The sequence below is a fragment of the Rhizobium sp. CB3060 genome, assembly GCF_025200735.1.
In the GTDB taxonomy this organism is placed as follows: Bacteria; Pseudomonadota; Alphaproteobacteria; order Rhizobiales; family Rhizobiaceae; genus Rhizobium.
In genome coordinates, this window is the sequence record NZ_CP104158.1 from 1,169,939 (window position 1) to 1,193,774 (window position 23,836).

Annotated in this window: 22 protein-coding genes and 2 tRNA genes; 13 read left to right on the forward strand and 11 right to left on the reverse strand. The window is 58.4% G+C overall.

Annotated features, from left to right (window positions below):
* Positions 1 to 51 precede the first annotated feature (51 nt).
* Complete coding sequence (locus tag N2601_RS05805; RefSeq protein WP_104822904.1) at positions 52 to 789, reverse strand: alanyl-tRNA editing protein; 738 nt, start codon at positions 787 to 789, stop codon at positions 52 to 54.
* Positions 790 to 793: 4 nt separating this feature from the next.
* Positions 794 to 1,834, reverse strand: a complete 1,041-nt coding sequence (locus N2601_RS05810; protein ID WP_104822905.1) for a cysteine synthase A — start codon at positions 1,832 to 1,834, stop codon at positions 794 to 796.
* A gap of 295 nt (positions 1,835 to 2,129) precedes the next feature.
* On the opposite strand from N2601_RS05810, the gene N2601_RS05815 reads away from it, so the two are divergent.
* Positions 2,130 to 2,960 (forward strand): SDR family NAD(P)-dependent oxidoreductase, encoded by an 831-nt coding sequence (locus tag N2601_RS05815; protein WP_104822906.1) that lies wholly within the window; start codon positions 2,130 to 2,132, stop codon positions 2,958 to 2,960.
* Positions 2,961 to 2,964: 4 nt separating this feature from the next.
* Here the strand turns inward: N2601_RS05815 and N2601_RS05820 are convergent, their stop codons facing one another.
* On the reverse strand, positions 2,965 to 4,422 hold the full coding sequence (locus tag N2601_RS05820) for a cryptochrome/photolyase family protein (protein ID WP_104825078.1): 1,458 nt from the start codon (positions 4,420 to 4,422) through the stop codon (positions 2,965 to 2,967).
* A 248-nt stretch (positions 4,423 to 4,670) separates the two neighbouring features.
* On the opposite strand from N2601_RS05820, the gene N2601_RS05825 reads away from it, so the two are divergent.
* A complete protein-coding gene (locus tag N2601_RS05825; RefSeq protein WP_104822907.1) occupies positions 4,671 to 5,783 on the forward strand; it encodes a sn-glycerol-3-phosphate import ATP-binding protein UgpC in 1,113 nt (370 codons plus the stop codon).
* Positions 5,784 to 6,027: 244 nt separating this feature from the next.
* On the opposite strand, the gene N2601_RS05830 is transcribed toward N2601_RS05825, so the two are convergent.
* The 3 genes from N2601_RS05830 to N2601_RS05840 all read right to left on the reverse strand — a co-directional run bounded on the left by N2601_RS05830 (position 6,028) and on the right by N2601_RS05840 (position 9,384).
* A complete protein-coding gene (locus N2601_RS05830; RefSeq protein WP_104822908.1) occupies positions 6,028 to 6,942 on the reverse strand; it encodes an ABC transporter permease subunit in 915 nt (304 codons plus the stop codon).
* Between the two features lie 7 nt (positions 6,943 to 6,949).
* Positions 6,950 to 7,834, reverse strand: coding sequence for a carbohydrate ABC transporter permease (locus tag N2601_RS05835; RefSeq protein ID WP_104822909.1), 885 nt, complete (start codon positions 7,832 to 7,834; stop codon positions 6,950 to 6,952).
* A 197-nt stretch (positions 7,835 to 8,031) separates the two neighbouring features.
* The gene (locus tag N2601_RS05840; RefSeq protein ID WP_104822910.1) at positions 8,032 to 9,384 is read right to left on the reverse strand and encodes an extracellular solute-binding protein; all 1,353 of its coding nucleotides are present in this window, start codon (positions 9,382 to 9,384) and stop codon (positions 8,032 to 8,034) included.
* A gap of 463 nt (positions 9,385 to 9,847) precedes the next feature.
* On the opposite strand from N2601_RS05840, the gene N2601_RS05845 reads away from it, so the two are divergent.
* On the forward strand, positions 9,848 to 10,405 hold the full coding sequence (locus N2601_RS05845; protein ID WP_104822911.1) for a sugar O-acetyltransferase: 558 nt from the start codon (positions 9,848 to 9,850) through the stop codon (positions 10,403 to 10,405).
* A gap of 10 nt (positions 10,406 to 10,415) precedes the next feature.
* Here N2601_RS05845 and N2601_RS05850 read toward each other — a convergent pair whose 3' ends face one another.
* On the reverse strand, positions 10,416 to 10,730 hold the full coding sequence (locus N2601_RS05850; protein ID WP_104822912.1) for a hypothetical protein: 315 nt from the start codon (positions 10,728 to 10,730) through the stop codon (positions 10,416 to 10,418).
* Here N2601_RS05850 and N2601_RS05855 point away from each other — a divergent pair.
* The 4 genes from N2601_RS05855 to N2601_RS05870 all read left to right on the forward strand — a co-directional run bounded on the left by N2601_RS05855 (position 10,653) and on the right by N2601_RS05870 (position 11,808).
* Positions 10,653 to 10,868, forward strand: coding sequence for a hypothetical protein (locus N2601_RS05855; RefSeq protein ID WP_260303995.1), 216 nt, complete (start codon positions 10,653 to 10,655; stop codon positions 10,866 to 10,868). The genes N2601_RS05850 and N2601_RS05855 overlap by 78 nt on opposite strands.
* A tRNA-Asn gene (locus N2601_RS05860) sits at positions 10,848 to 10,922 on the forward strand. The genes N2601_RS05855 and N2601_RS05860 overlap by 21 nt, the downstream gene beginning before the upstream one ends.
* A 321-nt stretch (positions 10,923 to 11,243) precedes the next feature.
* Complete coding sequence (locus N2601_RS05865) at positions 11,244 to 11,447, forward strand: hypothetical protein (RefSeq protein ID WP_158704447.1); 204 nt, start codon at positions 11,244 to 11,246, stop codon at positions 11,445 to 11,447.
* Between the two features lie 178 nt (positions 11,448 to 11,625).
* The gene (locus N2601_RS05870; protein ID WP_104822914.1) at positions 11,626 to 11,808 is read left to right on the forward strand and encodes a hypothetical protein; all 183 of its coding nucleotides are present in this window, start codon (positions 11,626 to 11,628) and stop codon (positions 11,806 to 11,808) included.
* A 178-nt stretch (positions 11,809 to 11,986) separates the two neighbouring features.
* Here the strand turns inward: N2601_RS05870 and N2601_RS05875 are convergent, their stop codons facing one another.
* Positions 11,987 to 12,304, reverse strand: a complete 318-nt coding sequence (locus tag N2601_RS05875; RefSeq protein WP_104822915.1) for a hypothetical protein — start codon at positions 12,302 to 12,304, stop codon at positions 11,987 to 11,989.
* A 275-nt stretch (positions 12,305 to 12,579) separates the two neighbouring features.
* Positions 12,580 to 13,683, reverse strand: a complete 1,104-nt coding sequence (locus N2601_RS05880) for a porin (RefSeq protein ID WP_104822916.1) — start codon at positions 13,681 to 13,683, stop codon at positions 12,580 to 12,582.
* Positions 13,684 to 14,077: 394 nt separating this feature from the next.
* Here N2601_RS05880 and N2601_RS05885 point away from each other — a divergent pair.
* From N2601_RS05885 to exoR, 6 genes are all read left to right on the forward strand, one after another.
* A tRNA-Cys gene (locus N2601_RS05885) sits at positions 14,078 to 14,151 on the forward strand.
* Positions 14,152 to 14,414: 263 nt separating this feature from the next.
* On the forward strand, positions 14,415 to 15,086 hold the full coding sequence (locus N2601_RS05890; protein ID WP_199773543.1) for a protein-L-isoaspartate O-methyltransferase family protein: 672 nt from the start codon (positions 14,415 to 14,417) through the stop codon (positions 15,084 to 15,086).
* A gap of 242 nt (positions 15,087 to 15,328) precedes the next feature.
* A complete protein-coding gene (locus N2601_RS05895; RefSeq protein ID WP_104825080.1) occupies positions 15,329 to 16,258 on the forward strand; it encodes a DUF2497 domain-containing protein in 930 nt (309 codons plus the stop codon).
* Between the two features lie 121 nt (positions 16,259 to 16,379).
* A complete protein-coding gene (locus N2601_RS05900; protein WP_104822917.1) occupies positions 16,380 to 19,223 on the forward strand; it encodes a valine--tRNA ligase in 2,844 nt (947 codons plus the stop codon).
* Positions 19,224 to 19,634: 411 nt separating this feature from the next.
* The gene (locus tag N2601_RS05905; protein WP_104822918.1) at positions 19,635 to 20,888 is read left to right on the forward strand and encodes an OmpP1/FadL family transporter; all 1,254 of its coding nucleotides are present in this window, start codon (positions 19,635 to 19,637) and stop codon (positions 20,886 to 20,888) included.
* Positions 20,889 to 21,594: 706 nt separating this feature from the next.
* Positions 21,595 to 22,398 carry an exopolysaccharide production regulator ExoR gene (gene exoR, locus N2601_RS05910; protein ID WP_104822919.1) on the forward strand — a complete coding sequence of 268 codons (804 nt, stop codon included), beginning with the start codon at positions 21,595 to 21,597 and terminating at the stop codon, positions 22,396 to 22,398.
* A 9-nt stretch (positions 22,399 to 22,407) separates the two neighbouring features.
* On the opposite strand, the gene xth is transcribed toward exoR, so the two are convergent.
* On the reverse strand, positions 22,408 to 23,199 hold the full coding sequence (xth, locus tag N2601_RS05915; protein ID WP_104822920.1) for an exodeoxyribonuclease III: 792 nt from the start codon (positions 23,197 to 23,199) through the stop codon (positions 22,408 to 22,410).
* Positions 23,200 to 23,329: 130 nt separating this feature from the next.
* The gene (gene erpA / locus N2601_RS05920; protein ID WP_104822921.1) at positions 23,330 to 23,662 is read right to left on the reverse strand and encodes an iron-sulfur cluster insertion protein ErpA; all 333 of its coding nucleotides are present in this window, start codon (positions 23,660 to 23,662) and stop codon (positions 23,330 to 23,332) included.
* Positions 23,663 to 23,836: the final 174 nt, after the last annotated feature.

A 23,836-nucleotide genomic window follows, 5' to 3' on the forward strand; every position in this document is an offset into this window, starting at 1 on the left:
TGATCTCTCCCTGATTTATATCGGGCCTTGTTTAATCCAGGAACCGCCGGGTCAAACTTCGTCGGCGGGCGTGCCGAAACGGATGCGGAAGCGGCGGTTCTCCTTGCCCTTCTTCTCGATCTTGGCGATGTAGATTGCCCCGACTTCCTGCGTTTCCGACACATGTGTGCCGCCGCAGGGCTGGCTGTCAATGGCGGAGTTTTCGCCGATGCAGACAAGGCTGACGCGGCCGAGTCCGATCGGCGGACGCACGTTCTTCGATTTGACGATACCCGGATTGGCTGCAAGCTCCTCATCCGTAATCCACTGGACGAAAACGGGATGGTTCTCATTGACGAGCGCCATCATTTTCGCCGTCACCTCGTCCTTGTCGATCGTCTCGCCCATGTCGAAATCGACGCGGCTTTCATCCTCGCCGACCGCCGCACCCGTGATCGGATATTGGCAGACGACCGAGAGCAGATGACAGGCCGTGTGCATGCGCATCAGCCTATAGCGGCGCGGCCAGTCGACATGCAGCACCAGTTTTTCACCGACGGCAGGCTTTGCTTCTGCCTCAAGCGGCACATGGACGATGATGTCCTTCGTCGCTCCATGCTTCGTCTGGCCGAGCGTGATTTTCGAACCATCCGCGCGCTCGAAGAAACCGGTATCCCCCGGCTGCCCGCCGGAGGTCGCGTAGAAGCAGGTTTGATTGAGCTCGATGCCCCCATCCTCGTGAATTGCGGTTACGACAGCCTCGGCGGTCGAGAGATAGAAATCGTCACGATAAAGGGCATTCACCGACATAAGATCACGCGAGGTTTTCGTAAGGAATAGGAATATCGGAATTCGTCGTCAGATATGCCGGCAGCGGCAGACCCTTCGAATTCAGGAAATCCGGATTGAAAAGCTTGGATTGATAGCGGTTGCCATAGTCGGCGAGGATGGTCACGATCGTATGGCCGGGGCCGAGATCCCTAGCAAGGCGTACGGCGCCGGCAATGTTGATGGCCGTCGAGCCGCCGAGGCAGAGACCTTCGTGTTCGACCAGATCGAAGACATAGGGCAGGGCTTCGGCATCACTGATCTGATAGGCGAAATCGGGCGTAAAACCTTCCAGATTTGCCGTCACGCGGCCCTGGCCGATACCTTCGGTGATCGAAGAGCCAGAGGATTTCAGTTCGCCGTTCTTGTAGAATTCGTAAAGTGCCGCCCCTTCCGGATCAGCGATGCCGATCTTGATGTCCTTGTTGAAGGCATGCAGGCCCATGGCGACACCCGCCAGCGTGCCTCCGGAACCAACGGAGCAGATAAAACCGTCGATCTTGCCGTTGGTATCGGCCCAGATTTCCTTGGCGGTGGTTTCAATATGCGCCTGACGGTTGGCGACGTTGTCGAACTGGTTGGCCCAGATCGCTCCGTTCGGATCGGTCTTTGCCAACTCCGCAGCAAGCCGGCCGGAAACCTTCACGTAGTTGTTGGGATTTTTGTAGGGGACGGCCGGCACTTCCACGAGCTCGGCGCCGAGCAGCCTCAGGGCATCCTTCTTTTCCTGGCTCTGCGTTTCGGGAATGACGATGACGGTGCGGTAGCCGAGCGCTTTGGCGACCACCGTCAGGCCGATGCCGGTATTGCCCGCAGTCCCCTCGACGATGACGCCGCCGGGCTTCAGCAGGCCTTTCTTTTCGGCATCGCGGATGATGTAGAGCGCGGCGCGATCCTTGACCGACTGGCCGGGGTTCAGGAACTCCGCCTTGCCGAGGATGGTCGAGCCCGTCGCCTCGGAGGCACCCTTGAGTTTGATCAGTGGCGTGTTGCCGATCGCTTCTAGGACGGAGGGATGGACGGTCATGGAATCTCTGCCTTCTGTTCAGGACTACTGTAAGAACGGTCTTTTCCCTTCACAAGGCGGCATAGGCAAGAAATTCTGTTCCTTGCTGCTTGTTCAAGCCGCAAAATTCGACTTGGCAGCATTCGTTTGCCTAAGTCTTTCATGGGGTGCCTAGTCTCCAATTGGTGACATTGTTTTCCGCGCGGAGCCGCTAAACCGGCCGAAAGCGGCCACAATGATACGCTATTGCTAAAATGCCACGGTCGGTCGCGGCTAAGCGTTTGATGTAGACGACCGCCAGCCAAGGAGAAGAACCATGAGCCCGTTCATCGCACGTCCTGAACATGGAGTCGTCTGGATCACCGGCGCCAGTTCCGGCGTCGGCCGCGCTCTCGCGCTGAAACTGGCGGAAGAAGGATACAAGGTGGCCGTTACGGCGCGCAGCCACGAAAAACTCTTGGCTCTACAGGCCGAGGCAGGCGCTCTTGCCGGCAGCATCGTGGTGCTGGACGGCGACGTGACCGATGCCGAGGATATGGAGCACACGGTTGCTGCAATCGAATATCAACACGGCCCCGTCGCCTTGGCGGTTCTGAACGCCGGCATCTATTTGCCGGCGCGAGGCGAAGATCTCAATCATGAGGTGTTCGAGCGCAGTTTTGCCGTCAATCTCCATGGCGTCGTCAACTGCCTCGTGCCGGCGGTCCGGCATATGCGCGCCCGGGGATATGGCCAGGTTGCCTTCGTGTCGTCCGTTGCTGGCTATGGCGGCCTGCCTGGTGGCGCCGCATATGGCGCGAGCAAGGCTGCCCTTATCAACATGGCCGAAAGCCTGAACTTCGAGCTCGAGCGCATGGGAATTCACATCCAGCTCGTCACCCCCGGTTATGTCGATACGCCAATGACTGCGCAAAACAAATTCGAGATGCCGGATATGGTGTCGGCACAGCAGGCGGCTGACGCGATATCAGCCGGATTGAAATCATCGGCTTTCGAGATCAGCTTCCCGAAGCGCCTGGTCTTCCGGGCAAAGCTTTTGAAGTTTTTGCCCTACAGCCTCTATTTCCGCGTTCTCAGATATTTTCTCGGAAGCGGCCGCAACGGCCGGTCGATGGGGACGCGTGCGACTCCGTACCCTGCCGAATAAGGTCTTATCCATCATTTTTCAGCGATGCGTGCGCGTCGAGCGCGCGTTGCCGCGCGGCGGCATGATCGACGATCGGGAGAGGATAGTCCTTGCCGAGTTGTATGCCTGCACGTTTTAGCACGTCGGCCGGCGCTTCGAATGGGCGATGGGTATATTGGCTGTCGAGATCGGCCAGCTCGGGTACGAACGCCCTGATATAGCCGCCATCCGGATCGAATTTCTCGCCCTGTAACACCGGGTTGAAGATGCGGAAGAAAGGTGAGGCATCGGCGCCGGAGCCCGCGACCCATTGCCAGTTCGCAGCATTGGCCGCTGGATCGGCGTCGACGAGCGTATCGCGAAACCAGGCTTCGCCCTCCCGCCAGTCGATCAACAGATCCTTGATCAGGAACGAGGCCGTGATCATGCGGACGCGATTGTGCATCCAGCCGTGACGCCAAAGCTGCCGCATACCGGCATCGACGATCGGATATCCTGTTTGGCCGCGACGCCAGCTATCGAAAAGCTTGACATCCGCATGCCAGGGAAAATCGTCGTAACGCTCGTTCCAGTTGACTGAGTTCAGCTTCGGAAAGTGGAAGAGCTGGTGATAGCAGAATTCTCGCCAGACAAGCTCCTTTCGAAAGCGAACGATGTCGTCCGTGCGCACCTTACCGGCCAGCGCTCGCGTCGCATGCCAAATGCGGGCAGGCGAGATTTCTCCGAGTGCCAGATGTGGCGAAAGCAGGGAAGTTGCCGGCTTGTCCGGGAAATCGCGATCGACCGCGTAGCCGTCGAGCGCGGTCTCCACGAAATTCTCCAGCTTCTCATGCGCGGCAGCTTCGCCCGGTGTCCATATGTCGGGAAAATCCGACGCCCAGTTCGGCTTGCTGGGAAGTAGCGACCAGGAGTCGAGCGAATTCGAATGAGGCCAATGGCCGGGAGCCGGGAGCTGTTCGGGAGCCACGATAGGAAACGGCTGCTCGCCGGACTGCTCCAGTGCGCGCCAGAACGGCGTATAGCTCTTGTAGTGATTGCCGGTGCCCGAGCGCAGGCGCGTTGGCTCATGGAGCAACTGGCCCGCAAAACTATTGGCCTCGATGCCGTTGTCTCGCAGCGCCCGTTTAACTTGCGTGTCGACCGCTATGCCGGCGGGATCATACCGCCGGTTCCAGACGACGGCTTCAGCCCCGGTCTCCGCAAGAAGTTTTTCAAGTACTGTCTGCGCATCGCCTTGTCGGAGGATGAGCTTGCTGCCAAGGGCATGCAGAGCTTTCTGTAGTGCGACCAGCGAATGATGCAGCCACCACTCCTGCGCTGCGCCCAGCGGCCCGCTAGCCTTTTCTCCGCGCTCACGAATGTAGACCGGAATGACCGGACGGTCGGATGTTGCGGCGGCTTGCAGGGCGTGATTGTCGTCGAGGCGGAGATCCTTGCGAAACCACAGCAGCACGGGATTGGGCTCATTTTTCGTGGTCGTCATCGTCCTTGCCTTTGACCAGGCTTCCTCTTCCTTACATGCTTCTTCGCTGCCGGAACCAATATACGAAGCCGTCAGCACAATAGTTCCGCCACCCGCACATTTCATGGTGAATAGCGCACATAACTCTTGTGAGGGAATCTCGATGCCGCCTGTGATATAACGGGGCCCTTGTCACCTTTTTGTAATGCAAGTTCGCTAGCAGTCCAGCGAACTTAAGGCCCCAGAATTGACAGGCAGGAAAGCGCAAGATGGCAGAGATCCGGATCGAGCAAGTTCGCAAGGCCTATGGACGCAATCAGGTCGTGCATGGCGTCGATCTGAACTTCCGCTCCGGCGAATTCGTCGTCATTCTCGGCCCTTCCGGCTGCGGCAAATCCACCCTGCTGCGCATGATCGCCGGCCTTGAGGATATCACCTCGGGCGAAATCATCATCGACGGCAAGGTCGTCAATCAGCTCGAGCCCCGCGAGCGCGGCTGCGCCATGGTCTTCCAGAACTACGCGCTTTATCCGCACATGGATGTCGCCGCCAACATGGGCTACGCGCTCAAGGTGGCCGGTGTACCGCGCGAGGAACGTGACCGTCGCATCAAGGAAACGGCCCGCATCGTCGGTCTCGAAGATTTCCTCGCCCGCAAACCATCAGAGCTTTCAGGCGGCCAGCGCCAGCGCGTCGCCATGGGCCGCGCCATCATCCGCGAACCGAAAGTCTTCCTCTTCGACGAACCGCTCTCCAATCTCGATGCCAAGCTGCGCGTGCAGATGCGTGTCGAAATTCGCCGCCTGCACAAGCGCCTGGCGGCCACCTCGGTTTTCGTCACCCACGATCAGGTTGAGGCCATGACGCTCGCTGACAAGCTGGTGGTCATGTACAAGGGCAATGTCGAGCAGGTCGGCACGCCGCTCGAGGTCTACAATACGCCGCGCACCCGTTTCGTCGGTTCCTTCATCGGTTCGCCGGCAATGAATTTCCTTGAGGGCTCCTTCGCGGCAAATGGCGAGCAATTTATCTTTGATGGCCTGCCGATCGCTGTCGACGCCAATATAGGCAAGCGTCATGCCGGCCAGCCGGTCACGCTCGGCATCCGCCCGGAACATGCGCGTCTCGTGCCGGCCGGCACGCCGGGTGCCGTTCCCGCCACGGTGGATTTCGTCGAAGAACTCGGCGCCGGCCGCGTCATCCATTGCGACATCAACGGCTCCAACTTCGCCGTTGCCGTTGCGGACCATACCACGGGACAGACGGGCGACAGCGTCGGCCTGGAGCTTCCTCAGCAGCATACGCATCTCTTCGCCCAGGACACCGGCCTGCGGCTCGATACCATTGCCTCCGTCACACCCCTCAAGGTTGCCGCAAACTAATTTTCAGACATCAATTTTCAGCAAGAGTGCCCGGAAATCCCTACCGATTTCCGGGCTTTTTATTGCCTGGGCCAAAGGCAGTTGCTGTGGCCCGAAGCTGGCTCTGTCCTGATCGGCGGGAGCACATTCCATCGACGTCGCAATATCGCGACGACGTCCGGTTCTGTCACGCGCCACTATCGCCGCAATGATCCGGCCTCGAAAGTCTGCCGCATTCCCCGGGGAAGCGCGGCAGGCAATCCAATCACTTCTCGGTGGCGATCACTCCGCGAACGACCCAGCGCTGCATCAGCACGACGACGGCGAGAGGCGGCACCATGACGATCAGCGTGCCGGCCATGGCGATGTGCCACTCGGGAAGACCGCCTACGTTCGGGATGAGCTGCTTGAGCTCGGTCACGGCGGTTGCATGCGACGGATCCGTGGTGACGAGCAGCGGCCACAGGTATTGGTTCCAGGCCCAGAGGAACATGATGGTGCCGAGCGCGGCCATGTTGGTGCGCGACAGCGGCAGCAGGATGTCGATGAAGAAGCGCAGCGATCCGGCGCCGTCCATGCGCGCGGCCTCGGTCAGCTCATCGGGTATCGTCAGGAAGAACTGACGGTAGAGGAAAGTACCGGTCGCCGTCGCGACCAGCGGCAGGATCAAGCCGGGGTAGGAATTGAGCAGCCCCAGATCCAGCGAGACCTGAATGCCAGAAATCCTTTCGATGAGCCAGGTGATGCCGGTAACGTCGAGGATCGCCTGGTAGGGCGACAATACGTTGGCGGCGACCGCATAGGTCGGTACGATACGCACTTCGAGCGGCAGCATCAGCGTGACGAAAATCAGCCAGAAGATGAAGCCGCGGCCAGGATACCGGAAATAGACAAGCGAAAAAGCTGTCAGCGCCGAAACGATCACCTTGCCCGCCGCGACGCCGCCCGCGAAGATCAGGCTGTTCAGCAGCTTGGGGCCGAGATTGGCCGTGGTCCACGCCGTCTTGATATTGATCCAGAAATCGGTGCCGGGGACCAACGACATCGGCACCTGGTTAACCTCGGAAAGGTTGTGAGATGCGGCAATCGCGACGATGGCCAGCGGTCCTACCGCCACTATGAAGCCGAGGAACAGGATCACATGGGTGAAGAAATTGAGAATTGGGGTGCGCTCGACCATGTCAGCCTCAACGGTAATGCACGCGCCGCTCGATGAAGCGGAATTGGAAGATGGTGAGCACGATGATCAGCAGCATCAGGATGATGCTCTGCGCCGCCGCGCCGGAATAGTCGAGACCTCTGAAGCCGTCGAAGACGATTTTGTAGACCATGAGGTTCGTGGAATTGTGCGGGCCGCCGGATGTCATGATGTCGACGATGCCGTAGGAGTCCTGGAAACTTTCGGTGATGTTGATCACCAGCAGGAAGAAGATCGTCGGCGTGATCATGGGGAACTGAATGTCCCAGAAGCGCCGGATCACGCCCGAGCCGTCCATTGCCGCTGCTTCGATCAATGAGCGCGGAATGGCCTGGAAGGCGGCAAGGAAGAAGATGAAGCTGTAGCCGGTATATTTCCACGAGAAGGCGGCAATGATGGAGGCCATGGCGGCAGTGCCGTCGAGGCCCGGGTCCCAAAAGCCCGGCCAATAATGGTTGACAACGGACATGAAGCCGGCTTCGGGCGCCAAGATGAAGCGAAAGGCCATCGCCGAAGCGGGAGCCGCGATGCCATAGGGCCAGATAAGTACGACGCGGTAGAATTTCGAACCTTTGAGCTGCCGGTCCGTGAGAGCGGCCAGTATCAGCGCGACCCCCATGGAAATGCTGGTGCTGATCGCCGCGAAGATGATGCTGATCGTCACCGAATTCCAGTAATCGGCATTGGCGAGAATGGATTTGAAGTTGTCGAGTCCGACCCAGATATTGCCGCCGCCCCAGGGTTGCTGCAGCGTCAGCGACCAGAAGATCGCCTGGCCGGCGGGCCAATAGAAGAAGGTGAAGATGAGGAGGAGTTGCGGCACTGCGAACAGGATGCCGACGCTCCACTTGCTGAAAGTCGTACGCTTTTCCATTGCTTCTTCCGGCTTGGACCCCCGAGCGCCGTGCGGTCGTCTGAACGCACACAGGACGCTCTACCGTTTGAATCGAGAATACCTCGTCCGTTTCAGATGATTCCAACTGAAAGCGGGATATTCTAATGCCATTCGCGGTCATAACGAACGTCCGCCGGGAAAGCCCGGCGGACGTCGTCTATTCACGGGCGAACTGCTTACGGCAGTTGCTTGCCCTTGTAGGTGGCTTCGAAGCGATCGAGAACAGCATTGCCGTTCTTGACGAGGTTGTCGATGCCTTCCTGGACGCTGACCTTGTTGGCGAAGATGGCCTGCATCTGGTTGCCGAATTCAGCACGGATCTGCGTGAAGTTGCCGAGGCGGACGCCGCGGGTGATCGGGGTTGGCTCGGAAGCGGTCAAGCTGGCGATGGCGACTTCGCGGCCCTTATAGGGAGCCTTGTCGTAGAAGCCGGAGGACTTCATGAAGTCGAAGCCAGACTTCTTGACCGGGATGTAGCCGGTGTTGGTGGACCAGAACAGAGCGGTTTCGGGCTTGCCGATGAAGTCGAGGAACGCTGCAGCGCCCTTGTATTCGTCAGACGACTTGCCGGAGAGAACCCAGAGCGAAGCGCCGCCGACGAGCGAATTCTTGCGCTCAGTACCGGCGTAAACCGGAAGCTCGGCAACATCCCAGTTCATGCCGGCCTTCTGCGTCTTGCCGACCGTGCCATGGTCGCCGACCGAGGTCATGATCATCTGGCAATCGCCCGCTGCAAAGGCCTGGACCATATCCTGGCCGAGATCCTTCGACTTGATCTTGATGAGGCCGGCGTCGTACCAGCTCTTGAGGTCGGTGACGTACTTGACGAACTTTGTCTTGTTGACGGTCAGGCGGGCGTCGAGGCCGTCATAGCCGTTGTTCTGGGTAGCGACCGGCTCGTTGTGGATGGCCGAGAACTGTTCCATCAACTGCCAGCTCTCGTTGCCGGAGATGTTGATGGCCATCGGGCAATCATAGCCAGCGCCCTTCAGCGCCTTCATGTCGTCGGCGGCTTCTTCCCAGGTCTTCGGAGCGGCGGTCTTGCCGATCTTTGCGAAGGCGTCCTTGTTCCAGTAGAGCAGGGCGGTCGAAGAGTTGAACGGGAAGGAAAGCAGCTCGCCCTTCGAGGTGGCGTAGTAGCGAGCGATGCCGGGGAAATAGTCGTCCCACTTAACCTTGTAGCCGTTTTCCGACATCAGCTTGCCGACCGGATAATAGGCGCCGGAAAGCATCATGGTTGCGGTGCCGACGTCATAAACCTGCACGATGGCCGGCTGCTTGCCAGCACGGAAGGCGGCAATGGTGTTTTGCAGAGCGGCGTCGTAGTTGCCCTGGCCGGTGCAGACGACCTGATAATCGGTCTGCGAATTGTTGAAGTTCGTGCACAGGGTCTGAACAACACGCTCCAGGTCGCCGGACAGGCCGAACCAGAAATCGAACTTGATCGGAGCAGCAGCAGCCGGCAGGGCCAGCGCTAAGCTCATGACGCCGGCGGCAGCCGCCGAAATGCAGTTATAAAATTTGGACATATCCCTATTTCCTTTTGAAAGCGCGGAACCGGTGGGCCTTGCGCAAGTTCGCGGCAGCGGCGTTATAGACAAGCTGTGTGACAGTTTGTTGTGGGCGGAAACCTCTCGTCCGCCGGCAGTTTTGCGCCTTTGCGAACGCTTTTAAAGGGCTATCGCGGATTAATCCTTTAGGAGGGGAAGACGGCGTCTTATGTATCGCATAAGGTGCATCTAATATTTTGATATGGAGAGGAGTCGCGCATGGGTCGCAGATCCCCGCGCCTCATCAGAATGGAACGATATATAATGAGGGAGCTGCTTCTGATCATGGCGGCGCTCACCTTAATGGCGCTCGGCCCTTTGACGCTGCTGATTGCAGGATATTGAGGGGCGCAGACTGAGCCGTGAGCTCCCCTTGCCGCCCGCCTGGATCGTGTGCATGATCACCCCGATATGGTGACGGAGGCGTCGGGGGAGCGGATCAATGGGCAGAAGCGAGCGACAGAAGATGGCGGCGGGAGAATGGTATCGCTGCCTCGATCCGGAACTTGATGCCCTGCGCGCACTTGCCCGGGAGGCTGTGCATCAGCATAACACCATGCCGCCGGGTGAGCGCGGCGGTATTGGTCCCGCGCTGTCCATGCTGTTTGCCGATGTGGGCGAGGGCGTGTTCATCGAAGCGCCGTTTCATTGCTCCTATGGCATGAACATCTCGCTCGGCCCGCGCGTCTATTTCAATGCCGGATGCACTATTCTCGATAACGCCCCGGTGCGCATCGGCGGCGGCAGTATGCTGGGGCCGGGTGTTCACATATATTGTGCCGAGCACCACAAGGATCCGGTGCAGCGGCGCGCAGGGTTGGAAATCACGCGGCCGGTTGAGATCGGCCGGGATGTCTGGATCGGCGGCGGCGCCATCATCCTCGGCGGGGTAACCATCGGCGATGGAGCGATCGTCGGAGCAGGCGCCGTCGTTACCAAGGATGTCGCGGCAGGTACGACCGTGATAGGCAATCCTGCGAGGGCTTTGCACGCCAAATAGGCGACGGACATCAATCCGTCGGGCGCCGCCGTTTTGTCCACCACACGGCAAGGCGTCGTCGCCACCGCCTTACGAGCGGCAGATCATGTGACAACAGGATGAAGCCAAGCGGCAGCATCCAAAAGCCGAGGATGGGTAGGAAGCCGAGAAGGCCGCCGAGGATCAACGCAAGGCCGATGCCAAGCCGGGCAAGCCTCGATTGCGGAAGCGGAATACGAATTGAGCCAAGGACGAGCTCATGTGTGGTATGATCTATTCCGAAACGCCGCGCCTTTCCGTTGCCGTTGCGATCGGTCTTTTCTTTGGTTCTGGCTTGATCGGTCATCCACAGGAAATGGTAAGGCGACGAAATAATACAAGGGAAATGGATTTTTTTGAAAAAACCGCTTGGCAAATCGGGAAAGCATTTGTATTACCCCGCTCACACCGCGCCAAGCGGTATTCCCTGGTAGCTCAGCGGTAGAGCATTCGACTGTTAATCGACAGGTCGCCGGTTCGAATCCGGCCCGGGGAGCCAGTTTATTCAGCTTAGTAGCTGACTTTATTGTAGGAGCCGGTTCTTGATTGAACCGGCTCCTAATTTTATTCTAATGGTTCTTTCGCTAAGCGATTGTTTTTCCTCGAAAGATTAAGTGCTTCCTCGTCATCAGCTTCCGCGCTGCCCCGAGACGGGCGGAGCGAGGTCCGGCCTGGTTTAGCTGAATCGCTATCGAGCTAGGCGTATTAGCCGAGCGCTCGGACGGTTGTCCTACTCCGATTTACCTATTGCAGAATTTTGCAGCCGCGCCATATTCTAGTTCATGGACCATTTCGATCGCTGACCGCGGAGGTACCGGCAGTGTCGAACTGGAGCATGAAAGGCCGGCGCGAGGCATCGCTCGGCCTTTCTGTTTTAATGGAGCGCGGCCTTTCCGCTCGGGTCGCCCAATCTGTCGCCAAACCGCTCGATCACGAGCGTAGCGAAGCCATGAAGCAGGCGACGGAACAGGATCATCGATCAGAAGAAATCATGCGGCGCGTGGCCGGTGATAGCCTGGGCTGAAACGGGCTGTCGCGGCTTTCTCTTCGCGCCCAGCGTGGCGTTCTCACGCACTCTTCCCGCAGGTTCGGCTGCTCTCGAAAATGTGAGGATACATTCATGTAGCGTTAATCTGAACGGGCGCAAAAACGTCGTGCGCCTATCGCGCAGCATATTCCCCCAAATGCTTTAGAGGTTCGAAATGAAAAACCTGATTCTTGCTTCCGCCGTTGCCCTAGCTTCCTTCGTCGGCATCAGCACGCAGTCTGAGGCGGCCACGATCGTGCATGTCGACGATCATCATCACCATCATTGCGTTGTGAAGACCGTACGGCACCATGTTCATGGCCATTGGGTTGTCCGCAAGGAACGCGTCTGCCGTTGATCCTGTCGCTGCTTCGAACTGCCGGCCGTTAGCGCCAGAAAAATAGGCCCGGCCGTTGCCGCATATATCGTCGGCAACGGCCGGAATGTTTTTGGGATATGGGCACAAGCATCCGCTCTTTGCGGCAATCGCATCCGCCGCTTTGACGCGTAACGAATTCGGCACTTGTCGCTATGGATTACCGGAATTCGAAGTAGATGCCTCCGTGGTGCCGGTGATGGTAGCGGCGATATCGCCAGTCATCATCATCATAGTAACGGCGGCGATCCCAGCGGCTATCGCGCCAGTAGCGGTGGTGGTAGTGGCGATCACGCCAATATCGCCCATCGTACCAATCCTGGTTTCGTCGGGATCCGCGCTCCTGAACCAGAATGACGCTGGAAAGGCTAGGCGAGGGCGAGCTTGTCAACGGCATTGCCGTTGCCGGAACCGCGGCGGCCAGCACTGTTCCCATAGCAAGTGAGGCTGCCAGGGCTATCGAAGCGAAGTGTCTCAAAGCATCGACTCCTTGTTTGGACCAACGTCCCTTCAGGACTTAACGCTGCGATGGCCGCAAAGTTCCCCTTTAAGTTACCTGAGTGTCAATTGCAACGTGTGGTATAGTGGTGGCAATAAGAATGCCGCCTGCCGAAAGTAGTGTCTTCCGCTGTCCCGGTGGGGGATCAGGTGGGGCCGAGGTTATATATTCGGGAGGCGATCGGCATAGAAAAGGGGCCTAGCAGGGAAAGCTAGGCCCCTCTCTTCTCTGATCGGAGGTCAATTCAGATCAGGTCAGAAGTTGCGCTCGAAGCGGAGGATGCCGGAGACGGTATCGTCCTTGGCATAATCATAGTGAACGTAAGTCACTTCCGGCTCGATCAGCAGATCCTTGACCGGATTGAACTTGAGGTTCGAGGTCGCTTCGAAGATCTTCGAGTCAGTGTAGGCAAGCTGCACGTTCCACTTCAGCTTGTCGTTGATCGGAACGCCAACGCCACCCCAAACAGCCCAATCACCCCAACCGCATTTGGATTCGTTCACAGTGCCGTTCGGCGCCGTGCAAGCGGAGATATCCTGGTTGGTACCGGCATACTTGTTGAGCTTGTCGCCGTCGGTGTTCCAGCCGCCCATCAAGAAAGCCGAAAATGCACCGAAGTCCGCATCGACGCGGGCCTTGACAGCACCTTCTTCGACGATCGAGTCATAACCGCCGACAACCTTGAAGGACCATGCACCGGCTTTGTAACCAGCACCGGCCACGACGTCCGGCGCGTAGTGATCGGCCTTGTCATCCGTCCACCAGCTTGCGCCGTAAGAAGCGCCCGAGCCGCTGGAATTGGAATCTTCGAGCGAGATGACCGCCGTGAAGCCGTTGCCGGCGTCATAGTTGTAGGTCAACTGGTTCAGTTCGTACGGACCGTCATAGATCACATCGTCGTTGATGACGTCGCCGGCGTAACCGATGTAGAGGTTGTAGGCCGAGTCCTTCTTACCGACGGTGAAGCCACCGAGGCTGATGTAGGACCACAGCAGGTTGGTGCTGGTGGAGTTGCCGTCGTTCCAGTCCCAGCGAACGATGGTTTCTGTCTTCAATGGACCGTATTCGGTGTCGGTCGCGGTATCGACGTTCAGCTCGGCGCGGGTGTGCCAGAGCGTGCCCTGGTGGCTGTCACGGTTGTAAGCGTTGTACCACTCACCTTCCGTACGAACCTTGCCGCCAACCTTGAGGCAGGTTTCGGTGCCCGGAATGAAGAAGTAGCCTGCACCGTATGCGTCGCAGATGCGAACGTATTCGAGGGGCTCCGGCTCGGCGGCGACAATGGCGTCGGCCGCGTGAGCGCCGGATGCTGCTGCAAGCGCGGCAGCGGAGCCGAGAAGAAGGCTCTTGATGTTCATAATAACTCCAATCTTTTCCTGATTGGGCATGAGATATCGCGCCGAAAAGACGACGTGCCCAACCCCATCCCGTTCATGTTCCCTATCAGTAGGTGCGAAGTAATAAGCCTCGCGAACTATTTCCTGAACCCGTCTCAATGATTTGACAAGATACTAAGACTGACGAACTATTCGCACGCTACTCGAAAAAGAATCTTGTTGCAAAAATGACGCAATCCGCCAATTGGCGGCCTTCGGAGGTTTAGTTGGTGCTTAATAAATCGTTAAGCTTTGCCGCGCCTTGCCGAGTTCATAGGCTGGAAATCAAGTTATTTGATCATCAGCCGCGATAGGTCTTGCGCTCCAATAAGATTCGTTCTAAACGCCCGCCATCACTCGCCTTTACAAATCGGATGGCCTCGTGGCGGAGTGGTTACGCAGAGGACTGCAAATCCTTGAATCCCGGTTCGATTCCGGGCGAGGCCTCCATCCTTCTCCTATCTCATCTCTAATTGGTTGATTTCGGCCCGCCTTTTGGAAGATGTGGCAGTTTGTTCCTGCTTTAGCGTCCATTGGCTTCGGGTTGAGGCATCGATTTGACTGGCACAATAGGGAACGCCTGTTGTTGCGCCGCGACGCCATGCCATGAATCTCTGCGCCCGACGCTGCGATGCCTTGAAAGCGTAGCCGCACGCGATTAAGACACGCTGAGCATACAGCAACCCCGGCTTTGCCTTTGGGCGCGAGAGGATATGATGGATTTCGAAGCAGCACGCGTGAAAATGGTCGAGAACCAGATCCGCACGACGGATGTCACCTCCCATTCCGTGTTGAACGCGTTTTTGACGGTACCGCGCGAGAATTTCGTGCCGGAGAAGTCGAAGCTCCTGGCCTACATCGACAATGACATTGAGGTCAGCCCCGCAGCTTCCGGCAAGCCGGCGCGTTTCCTGATGGAAGCCTCGCCGCTGGCAAAGCTGCTGCAGCTCGGTGAAATCACCAAGGAAGACAAGGTTATCGATGTCGGCTGCGGCACGGGTTACGTCTCGGCACTCCTGTCGATCCTTGCAGGCACCGTTGTCGCACTTGAATCCGATGAGGCGCTGGCTGCAGAAGCCAAGGCCAATCTCGCCGCGCTCGGTCAGGCAAACGTGACCGTCGTTACCGGCGAGTTGGAAAAGGGCCATGCCGGCAGCGGTCCCTATGACGTGATTTTCGTCGATGGTTCGGTCGAAGAAGTGCCGCAGGTGCTTCTTGACCAGCTTGGCGAAGGTGGCCGGTTGATCGTCGTCCTCGGCTATGGCCACGCCGCGCGCGCCACCGTCTTCATACGCGAGCGTGGCGCCCTTTCCGAAAACGTCTTCTTCAACGCTTCGGTCAAACCGCTGCCGGGCTTTGCCAAGGCCAAGGCATTCGTATTCTGACCGCTTAAGCGGTTGAACCATCCTTTTGAGACGGGCGCTTCGGGCGCCCGTTTTTCGTTGGGCATTTGGAGAGAGAAGTCCACAATATCAGGTGATTCGCAGCCACCGTAACAAAACTGTGCATCAGGTGGCTTAGTGCTATCGCGGTGATTTTTTTCCCAAGGGTAGTATTCTACGCTGGCGCTGATTCGGGCGCTGCTTTGGCGGGAATCCGGTCGTTGTCTGGGAAAACGGGGATGAATATGGCTCAGCCAAGTGTAGTGCGTGAACCGTCCATGGAAGAGATTCTGGCGTCGATCCGCCGGATCATCGAGAACAACGAGCCCGGCGCCGGCAAATCCATTTCGCCGTCTCTGCCTGCTGTTTATACCCTTGCCGATGATGAGCAGGATGACGATATCCACCTGACGGTCGATGATCAATTTGCTGCTGCCGAAATGGATGACGTGCCGTCGGCCGCAGCCGCTGTCCCCGAGCCGCGTTTTGTCGCCGCCAATTCGCAGATTCCGATGCGCGAGCCGGAAGCGCCCGCCCGCACCATGTCGCTCGCCGATGTCGCCGCGCGCGTTCGTGCCGCTTCCGAGCGCAATGCCGCACAACTGAATTCGGCGCGCGAAACGCCGCAACCGCGCGAATTGCCGCCGGCCATGGCCGCGCGTCTTGCCGAGCCGCGTGTCGATCCGGTCGCCGACGTGCCCTTGCGTAGCGCGATCGCCGAAGCGCCTGCACCGGCAGTGACCTCGCCGGTCGTGGCCCCGCCCGCCGCTGCCCTTCTCGCCGAAGCTGTGGTTGCACCAGCCAAGATCGAACCACAGCCTGAGTCGATCGAAGAGCGCAAGGCTGCTGCCATTGCTCCTACTGCGGCCGCTTCAGTTGAGATGCCGGTTTTCAATCAGCCGCCATCTACGACAGCCGCGGATCGCTACCTGCCGCAAGTGCAGGCTGAGCTTACATCCTCGTTGATGTCGGAAGCGGCCGGTGCGCAGGTTGCCCGTTCCTTCGGCGAGCTCGCGGCTGCCATCGACGGCAGCGAGCGCCGGTCGCTTGACGAAATCGCCCAGGAGATGCTGCGGCCGATGCTGCAGGAATGGCTGGACGATAATCTGCCGACTCTGGTCGAGCGTCTCGTGCGCGAGGAAATCGAACGAGTGGCCCGCGGCCCGCGTCGCTGACAGCCTGAGCCCCGGGTAGACGATCCGCCGCTCCGGCTTCCGGGGCGGCTTTTTTATTGACTTGCCCGCGACCATCCTATTTACAACCCGCATCACCGAACCCTCCAGATCCGGTCCCCAAATGCTCGACAAGACCTATGATTCCGCCGCCGTCGAACCGAAGATCGCCCAGAAATGGGATGAGGCCGACGCCTTTCGCGCTGGTGCGAACGCCAAGCCCGGCGCGGAAAGCTTCACCATCGTCATCCCGCCGCCGAATGTCACCGGTTCGCTGCACATGGGCCATGCGCTGAACAACACGCTGCAGGACATTATGGTGCGGTTCGAGCGCATGCGCGGCAAGGATGTGCTCTGGCAGCCGGGCATGGACCATGCCGGCATTGCCACGCAGATGGTTGTCGAACGCCAGTTGATGGAGAGGCAGCAGCCCGGCCGCCGCGACATGGGTCGTGACGCCTTCATCGAAAAAGTCTGGGAATGGAAGGCGGAATCGGGCGGCCTGATCTTCAACCAGTTGAAGCGCCTGGGCGCTTCCTGCGATTGGTCGCGCGAACGCTTCACAATGGACGAGGGCCTGTCCAAGGCTGTTCTCGAAGTCTTCGTCACGCTCTACAAGGAAGGACTGATCTATCGCGACAAGCGGCTGGTCAACTGGGATCCAAAAATGCTGACGGCGATTTCGGATATCGAAGTCGAGCAGCATGAGGTCAACGGCCATCTCTGGCATCTGCGCTATCCGCTCGAAGAAGGCGTCACCTATCAACATCCGATCGCTTTCGATGAAAGTGGCAAGCCGACGGAATGGGAAACGCGCGACTATCTCGTTGTCGCCACCACCCGCCCGGAGACCATGCTCGGCGATACCGGCGTCGCCGTTCATCCGAGTGACGAGCGCTACAAGGCGATCGTCGGCAAGCATGTTATCCTGCCGATCGTCGGCCGGCGCATTCCGATCGTTGCCGACGAATATCCGGATCCGACCGCGGGTACCGGCGCCGTCAAGATGACGCCGGCGCATGATTTTAACGACTTCGACGTCGGCCGGCGTCGCGGCCTGCGCGTCGTCAATATCCTGACAGCCGATGCCCATATCACCATCAAGGATAACGAGGATTTCCTCGAAGGTGTCGACAATCCGGCGGCGTTGCATGGCGCCTGGGATGAGCTTGAGGGTAAGGATCGTTTCGAAGCCCGCAAGATCATCGTCCGCATCTTCGAAGAGGCTGGTCTGCTCGATAAGATCGAGCCGCACAAGCATACCATCCCGCATGGTGACCGTGGTGGTGTGCCGATCGAACCGCGCTTGACCGAACAATGGTATGTCGATGCCAAGACGCTTGCCGAACCGGCAATCGCCTCCGTTCGCGAAGGCCGCACCAAGCTCGTTCCGAAGAGCTGGGACAAGACCTATTACGACTGGATGGAGAACATCCAGCCCTGGTGCATTTCCCGACAGCTCTGGTGGGGCCACCAGATCCCGGCATGGTATGGTCCGGACGGTCAGGTCTTCGTCGAGAAGACGGAAGAAGAGGCGCTGCAGGCCGCCATCCAGCATTATCTTTCGCATGAAGGGCCGATGAAGGCCTATGTCGAGGACTTGCTGGAAAACTTCAGGCCGGGCGAAATCCTGACGCGTGACGAAGACGTGCTCGATACCTGGTTCTCCTCGGCGCTCTGGCCGTTCTCGACGCTCGGCTGGCCGGATGAGACGCCGGAACTGGAGCGCTACTATCCGACCAATGTGCTGGTCACCGGCTTCGACATCATCTTCTTCTGGGTTGCCCGCATGATGATGATGGGCCTGCATTTCATGCAGGACGAAAACGGCGAGCCCGTCGAGCCTTTCCACACGGTCTATGTTCACGCCCTAGTGCGCGATAAGAACGGGCAGAAGATGTCGAAGTCCAAGGGCAACGTCATCGATCCGCTCGAACTGATCGACCAGTACGGCGCCGATTCCCTGCGCTTTACGCTGGCGATCATGGCGGCGCAGGGTCGCGACGTGAAGCTCGATCCGGCCCGCATCGCCGGCTACCGTAATTTCGGCACCAAGCTTTGGAACGCTACGCGCTTTGCCGAGATGAACGGCGCGAAGAGTGATCCGCATTTTGTCCCGGAAGCAGCCGAACTCACTGTCAACCGCTGGATCCTGACGGAGCTTGCCCGCACTGAGCGTGATGTTACCGAAGCGTTGGAGGCCTATCGTTTCAATGATGCCGCCGGCTCGCTCTATCGCTTCATCTGGAACCAGTTCTGCGACTGGTATCTCGAACTCTTGAAGCCCGTGTTCAGCGGTGACGACGAGAACGCCAAGGCGGAGGCGCAATCCTGCGCCGCCTACGTTCTGGAAGAGACCTATAAGCTGCTGCATCCCTTCATGCCCTTCATGACCGAAGAGCTGTGGGCGCATACGGCAGGCGAGGGCAGGGAACGCCATGGCCTGATCTGCCATGCGGACTGGCCGGCGCCCTCCTATGCCGACGATGTCGCTGCCGATGAGATCAACTGGTTGATCGATCTCGTCTCAGGTTTGCGCTCCGTACGCTCGGAAATGAACGTGCCGCCGGCCGCCACCGCGCCGCTGGTGCTCGTCGGCGCCAACAGCCTGACGCGCGAACGCCTGTTCCGCCATGACGCGGCGATCAAGCGGCTGGCGCGTGTCGAGAAGATTTCGCTCTCCGACACCGCGCCGAAGGGTGCGGCGCAGATCATCGTCGGCGAAGCGACAGCCTGCCTGCCGCTCGGTAACCTCATCGACCTCGCTGCCGAAAAGGCGCGTCTCGAAAAGGGGATCGCCAAAAACGAACAGGAAATGGCCCGCATCGTCGGCAAGCTCTCGAACGAGAAGTTCGTCGCCAATGCTAACCCGGATGTCGTCGCCGCCGAGCGCGAGCGCTTGGGCGAACTCGAAGGCCAACTTTCGAGCCTCAAGGTTGCGCTTGACCGGGTCAGCGAAGCCGGCTGAAGAAGCTGTAACAATCTGAATGTAAGGGTACGCAGCGAAGGCAGCGTGCCCTTTTTCTTTGCGCGGCTGATTCGATGGCAAGCGTCAGAAAAATGTGTCGCTTTTCAAGACACTCCAGCTTCGCACAGGCAAGAAAGGTTACCCCTAAATTGGTAGGGTTTATTGAAAAGCCGGACTGTTGTCAGATTGTAACAGAATTGTTGCAGTGTGGAATGAAAATCTAACCGGGGCCCATTATAGAGATTAGAGAAGCAAAAAATGCCTAAACTTGGCTATGATTGGGCGTGCAGATCACTTTCTTACGTAAGTCAATCAATATCTCACAACATTGTGGATTGCCGGCGCCGCATTGCCAATTCGGGTGATCGTCGCAACAATCGGATTAATGAATACGAAATCGGGGGAGACACAATGGCATTTCGTATTGCGCTGAGGGGCGCATTTGCATTCATTATCGGCTCGTCATTCGCCAGCGCCGCTTTTGCGGGCGGGCTTGATCGCGCCGGCTACGATATTGACTTACTTTTCGATAAGGGACGTTACGTTTTCGAGTCCGGCGTGACCTATGTGATGCCCGACCGTAAGCTGAAGAATGCAAAGGACATCGATCCGACCGATGGCAACCTCAATGGCCGTCCGCATTCGGTCGATGCCGGCGAGAATTTTGCGGTGCCTTATATCGGCTTCAAGATCGGCATTACCGATGACATCGACTGCATGGCCGATTACTCCGAGCCGTTCGGCGCACACACCAATCCGGGTCTGAACTGGGCCGGCGCCAACAATGAAATCGAGACCAAGGTGCGTACGCACAATTATGCGGCGACCTGCTCTTACAAGTTCGATGCGGGTCCGGGTCAGCTACGCCTGATCGGCGGCGGTTTCTATCAGGAAGTCAGCGGCTACAAGTCCCGTCTGGTCTCCGTCGTTCCCGCTCCGTTTTCCGCCGTCTATGACGGTGTCGGCTCGCTGGATGTCGACGGTCATGGCTGGGGCTGGCGCGCCGGTCTTGCCTATGAGATCCCCGAATATGCCCTCCGTACCAGCCTCGTTTACAACAGCCGGGTCAAATACGATAACCTCAAGGGCACCGTCGATCTGACGGAACTGCCGCCGGTCCGCGCGTTCTTCGGCAAAGCCACGTCCGTCTTCGGTTCGGCCGATGCACCGGACTCCTTGGAATGGAAGGTGCAGAGCGGCATCGCGCCGGACTGGCTGGCCTTCGGTTCGGTCAAGTGGACCAACTGGAGCGTTCTGCAGAGCATCGCGCTTTGCCCGACCTCCACGCGTGGCATATCCTGCCATACGGGCGGCGCGACCGAGCTCACCTCGCTCGATCTGCTTTACCAGGATGGCTGGACGGTCACCGGCGGCATTGGTCATAAGTTCAATGACCAATGGAGCGGCGCGCTCAGCTTGAGCTGGGATCGCGGCACAAGCCAGGGTTATGGCTTGAGCTCGGATACTTGGACGCTCGGTGCTGGTCTTTCCTACAAGCCGACCGAACATGTCGAGTTCACCTTCGCCGGCGCGCTGGGCCTGCTGACCAGCGGCAAATCCGGCACCATCACCTCCAACGGCATCACCTACGGCAATGACGCGACCTACAGCTACGGCAATGATCTCGTCGCGGCATTGTCGACGTCGATGAAGGTTAGATTCTAAGCATAAATCATTGAACTGAAGCAGCTTTCGAGGTCTCGTCCTCGCCGCTTCAAGCGATTCCCGCGCCGCGAGCCCTTTTTGGTCTCGCGGCGTTTTAATTCCAAGTTTGGCGCCAAGCCGTTTTCAGATCCGACCGGCAAAACCGTCTCACCTAGCGTTTCGTGGTTAACGAAACCTCAAGATCGGCAAACTCTTTGTGACGAATCAGCAACACTTTATTTCAACAGATTACGGGCGTGTATCCGGCGCCCAATTTGTCCATTTCCCGCCACAAATGGGGAGCAGCGATTATACGGGCACAGGGGAAGGCCTTAGTAGAAAGTGCGTAAACGGTTGATGGGTCAGTTTACACTTCGGAAAAAAGAGCAATTCGGGATCGGAACGGTGACGTTCACGACGCAGCCGGAAACGCATTATTTCCCGAAGGAATCATACACCCGTTCGATCGTAAATCTCTCTCTTTGGACAGCGAAGCGGCGGGCTGTTTCAAGGGCGACATGTGACCGCGTCAGCGTGGATGCTCGTTTGGACATAATTTCAGACTACGCTCGGAAATGTGGCGAACGGCGTTGGGCTGGTGTCCTGCAGACCTCCTCAAAAGGGGATCTCGCTGGTTTGCGCGCCGGTAGGGAATACATTCGCAGGCCTTACGGTGCAGATGGGATCACCGTAGCGGATGCGAATGGAGCGAAAGAAATCGACTGTTATGTTTAAGTCCGAGTTCATATCAGCGAGAATGATGATGCTCAGCCTGTCGCTTGCCACCTCTGTGGCACTCGCAGGCCAAGCCCTGGCATTCGATATCAATGCGGGTGTCACAAAGGAATCGGGGCCCTTCGATCTCTTCAAATTCGGCTTCCGGGCCTACAAGAATGGCCAGAAGGAAGAGGCGGTCGAAGCCTATCGTTACGCCGCCGAGAAGGGGCACACTGGCTCGCGTTGGGCGCTGGCCAATATGTATGCCGACGGCGATGGCGTGACCCAGGACGATTTCGAAGCCTTCAAGATCTATAGCGAGATCGCCCAGCAGGGTGTAGAGCCCGGCTCCGAAGATACCGGCTTCTTCATCAACGCACTGCTTGCGCTCGCCAATTACTACAAGACCGGCATTGCAAACAGCCCGGTCAAGGTCGACCTCAATCAGGCGCGCCAGCTCTATTTCCAGGTCGCATCGACCTTCGGCGTTCCCGAGGCGCAGTTTCAGCTCGCGCAGATGATGCTGGCAGGTGAGGGCGGCTCGGCCAATGTGCAGCAGGCCAAGAAGTGGCTGAACCAGGCCCGTAAGAGCGGCCATCCCGGCGCAATGTCCGTCTTTGGCAATATTCTCTTCCAGGAAGGCCAGTCAGTGCGCGGCCTCGCCTTCATGACGGCGGCGCTCGAAAAGTGCAAGCCGAAGGATTGTCCATGGATGCAAGACCTGCAGGAGCAGGCCTTCTCGATAGCCAGCGAAGACGACCGTCGCGTCGCCGTTTCCATGGCGCATCAACTGGACGTCGCCGGCGCCGAATAATCCCCGATCTCAGCCTTGAAAATCGAAATGCGCAATGACGGGAACGTGGTCCGACGGCTTTTCCCAGGCACGCACGTGCTTTTCGATTGCAGCCGACGTCAGGCGATCGGCCGCTTCCGGCGAAAGCATTAGGTGATCGATGCGAATGCCGTTGTTCTTCGGCCAGGCGCCCGCCTGGTAATCCCAGAAGGAATAAAGCTTGGTCGCGTCCGTCGTGGCGCGCACCGCATCGGTGAAGCCGAGATGCTCGAGCTGGCGGAAAGCCTGGCGGGTTTGCGGCAGGAACAGCGCATCGTTTTCCCAGACTTTCGGATCGAAACAATCATGCGGTTCCGGGATGACGTTGTAGTCGCCGGCGAGGATGATCGGCTCCTCAAGCTCCAGCCGACCGACGGCGAATTTCCGCAGGCGTTCCATCCACGCGAGCTTGTAGGGATATTTTTCCGTATCGATGGGATTGCCGTTCGGTAGATACAGGCAGCAGACACGAAGCGCGCCATGCCCCGGCACAGAGAACACCGCTTCGATGAAGCGGGACTGCTCATCGGCGTCATCGCCAGGCAGGCCGCGCGTCACTTCGTCGGGCTTCATCTTGGACAGGATCGCCACGCCGTTGAAACCCTTCTGCCCATGCGTCTCGGCGTGATAGCCCAGCGCTTCAATCTCAAAGCGCGGAAAGCCTTCGTCGACCGTCTTGATCTCCTGCAGGCAAACGATATCGGGATCGGAGTCCTTCAGCCACTGGCACAGGTTCTCGATACGCGCCTTGACGCCGTTGATGTTCCAGGTGGCGATCTTCATGAAGGGACGGCTCCTCTGCTTCGGTTTTTCTTTTATCCGCAGCAAACGACCTTGGCCACCCGTCCAAATGAAAACCGGCCGTAAGCAACAGCTTCCGACCGGCAATCAATCTGTGGAAAAATCAGCAGAGTCAGATCGAAAAACTCGTGCCGCAGCCGCAGCTTGCGACCGCATTCGGATTCTTGATCTGAAAGGACTGACCGAGCAGATTATCGACGAAATCGATCTCGGAGCCGGCCATATAGACCAGCGACAATTGGTCGATCAGTACCGTAGCGTTGCCCTTTTCGACAACGATATCATCTTCTTGCGGTCCGTCGGCAAGATCGAATTTGTAGGAGAAGCCGGAGCAGCCGCCGCCTTCGACGGCGACGCGAAGCGCTCGCTTGCCGGTTTCGGCGCTGACGATGGCGGCGATTCGCTTTGCCGCTGCATCCGATAGGGTTACACTCGTCTCAGTCATGCCTTCCTCCTGCCGGGGTCAAGATCCGGAGAGAACCAATGAGCCGTCCGCCTTTCAAACGGCTGATATCCATAGCCTTTATCATGAAAGTGCGGCCGTTGACAGCTATGGTTTCATGGTTGAGCCATGTGCCATTTTGCTGTTTTTCTTTGGTATAGGTATGAAGGCCGTGAA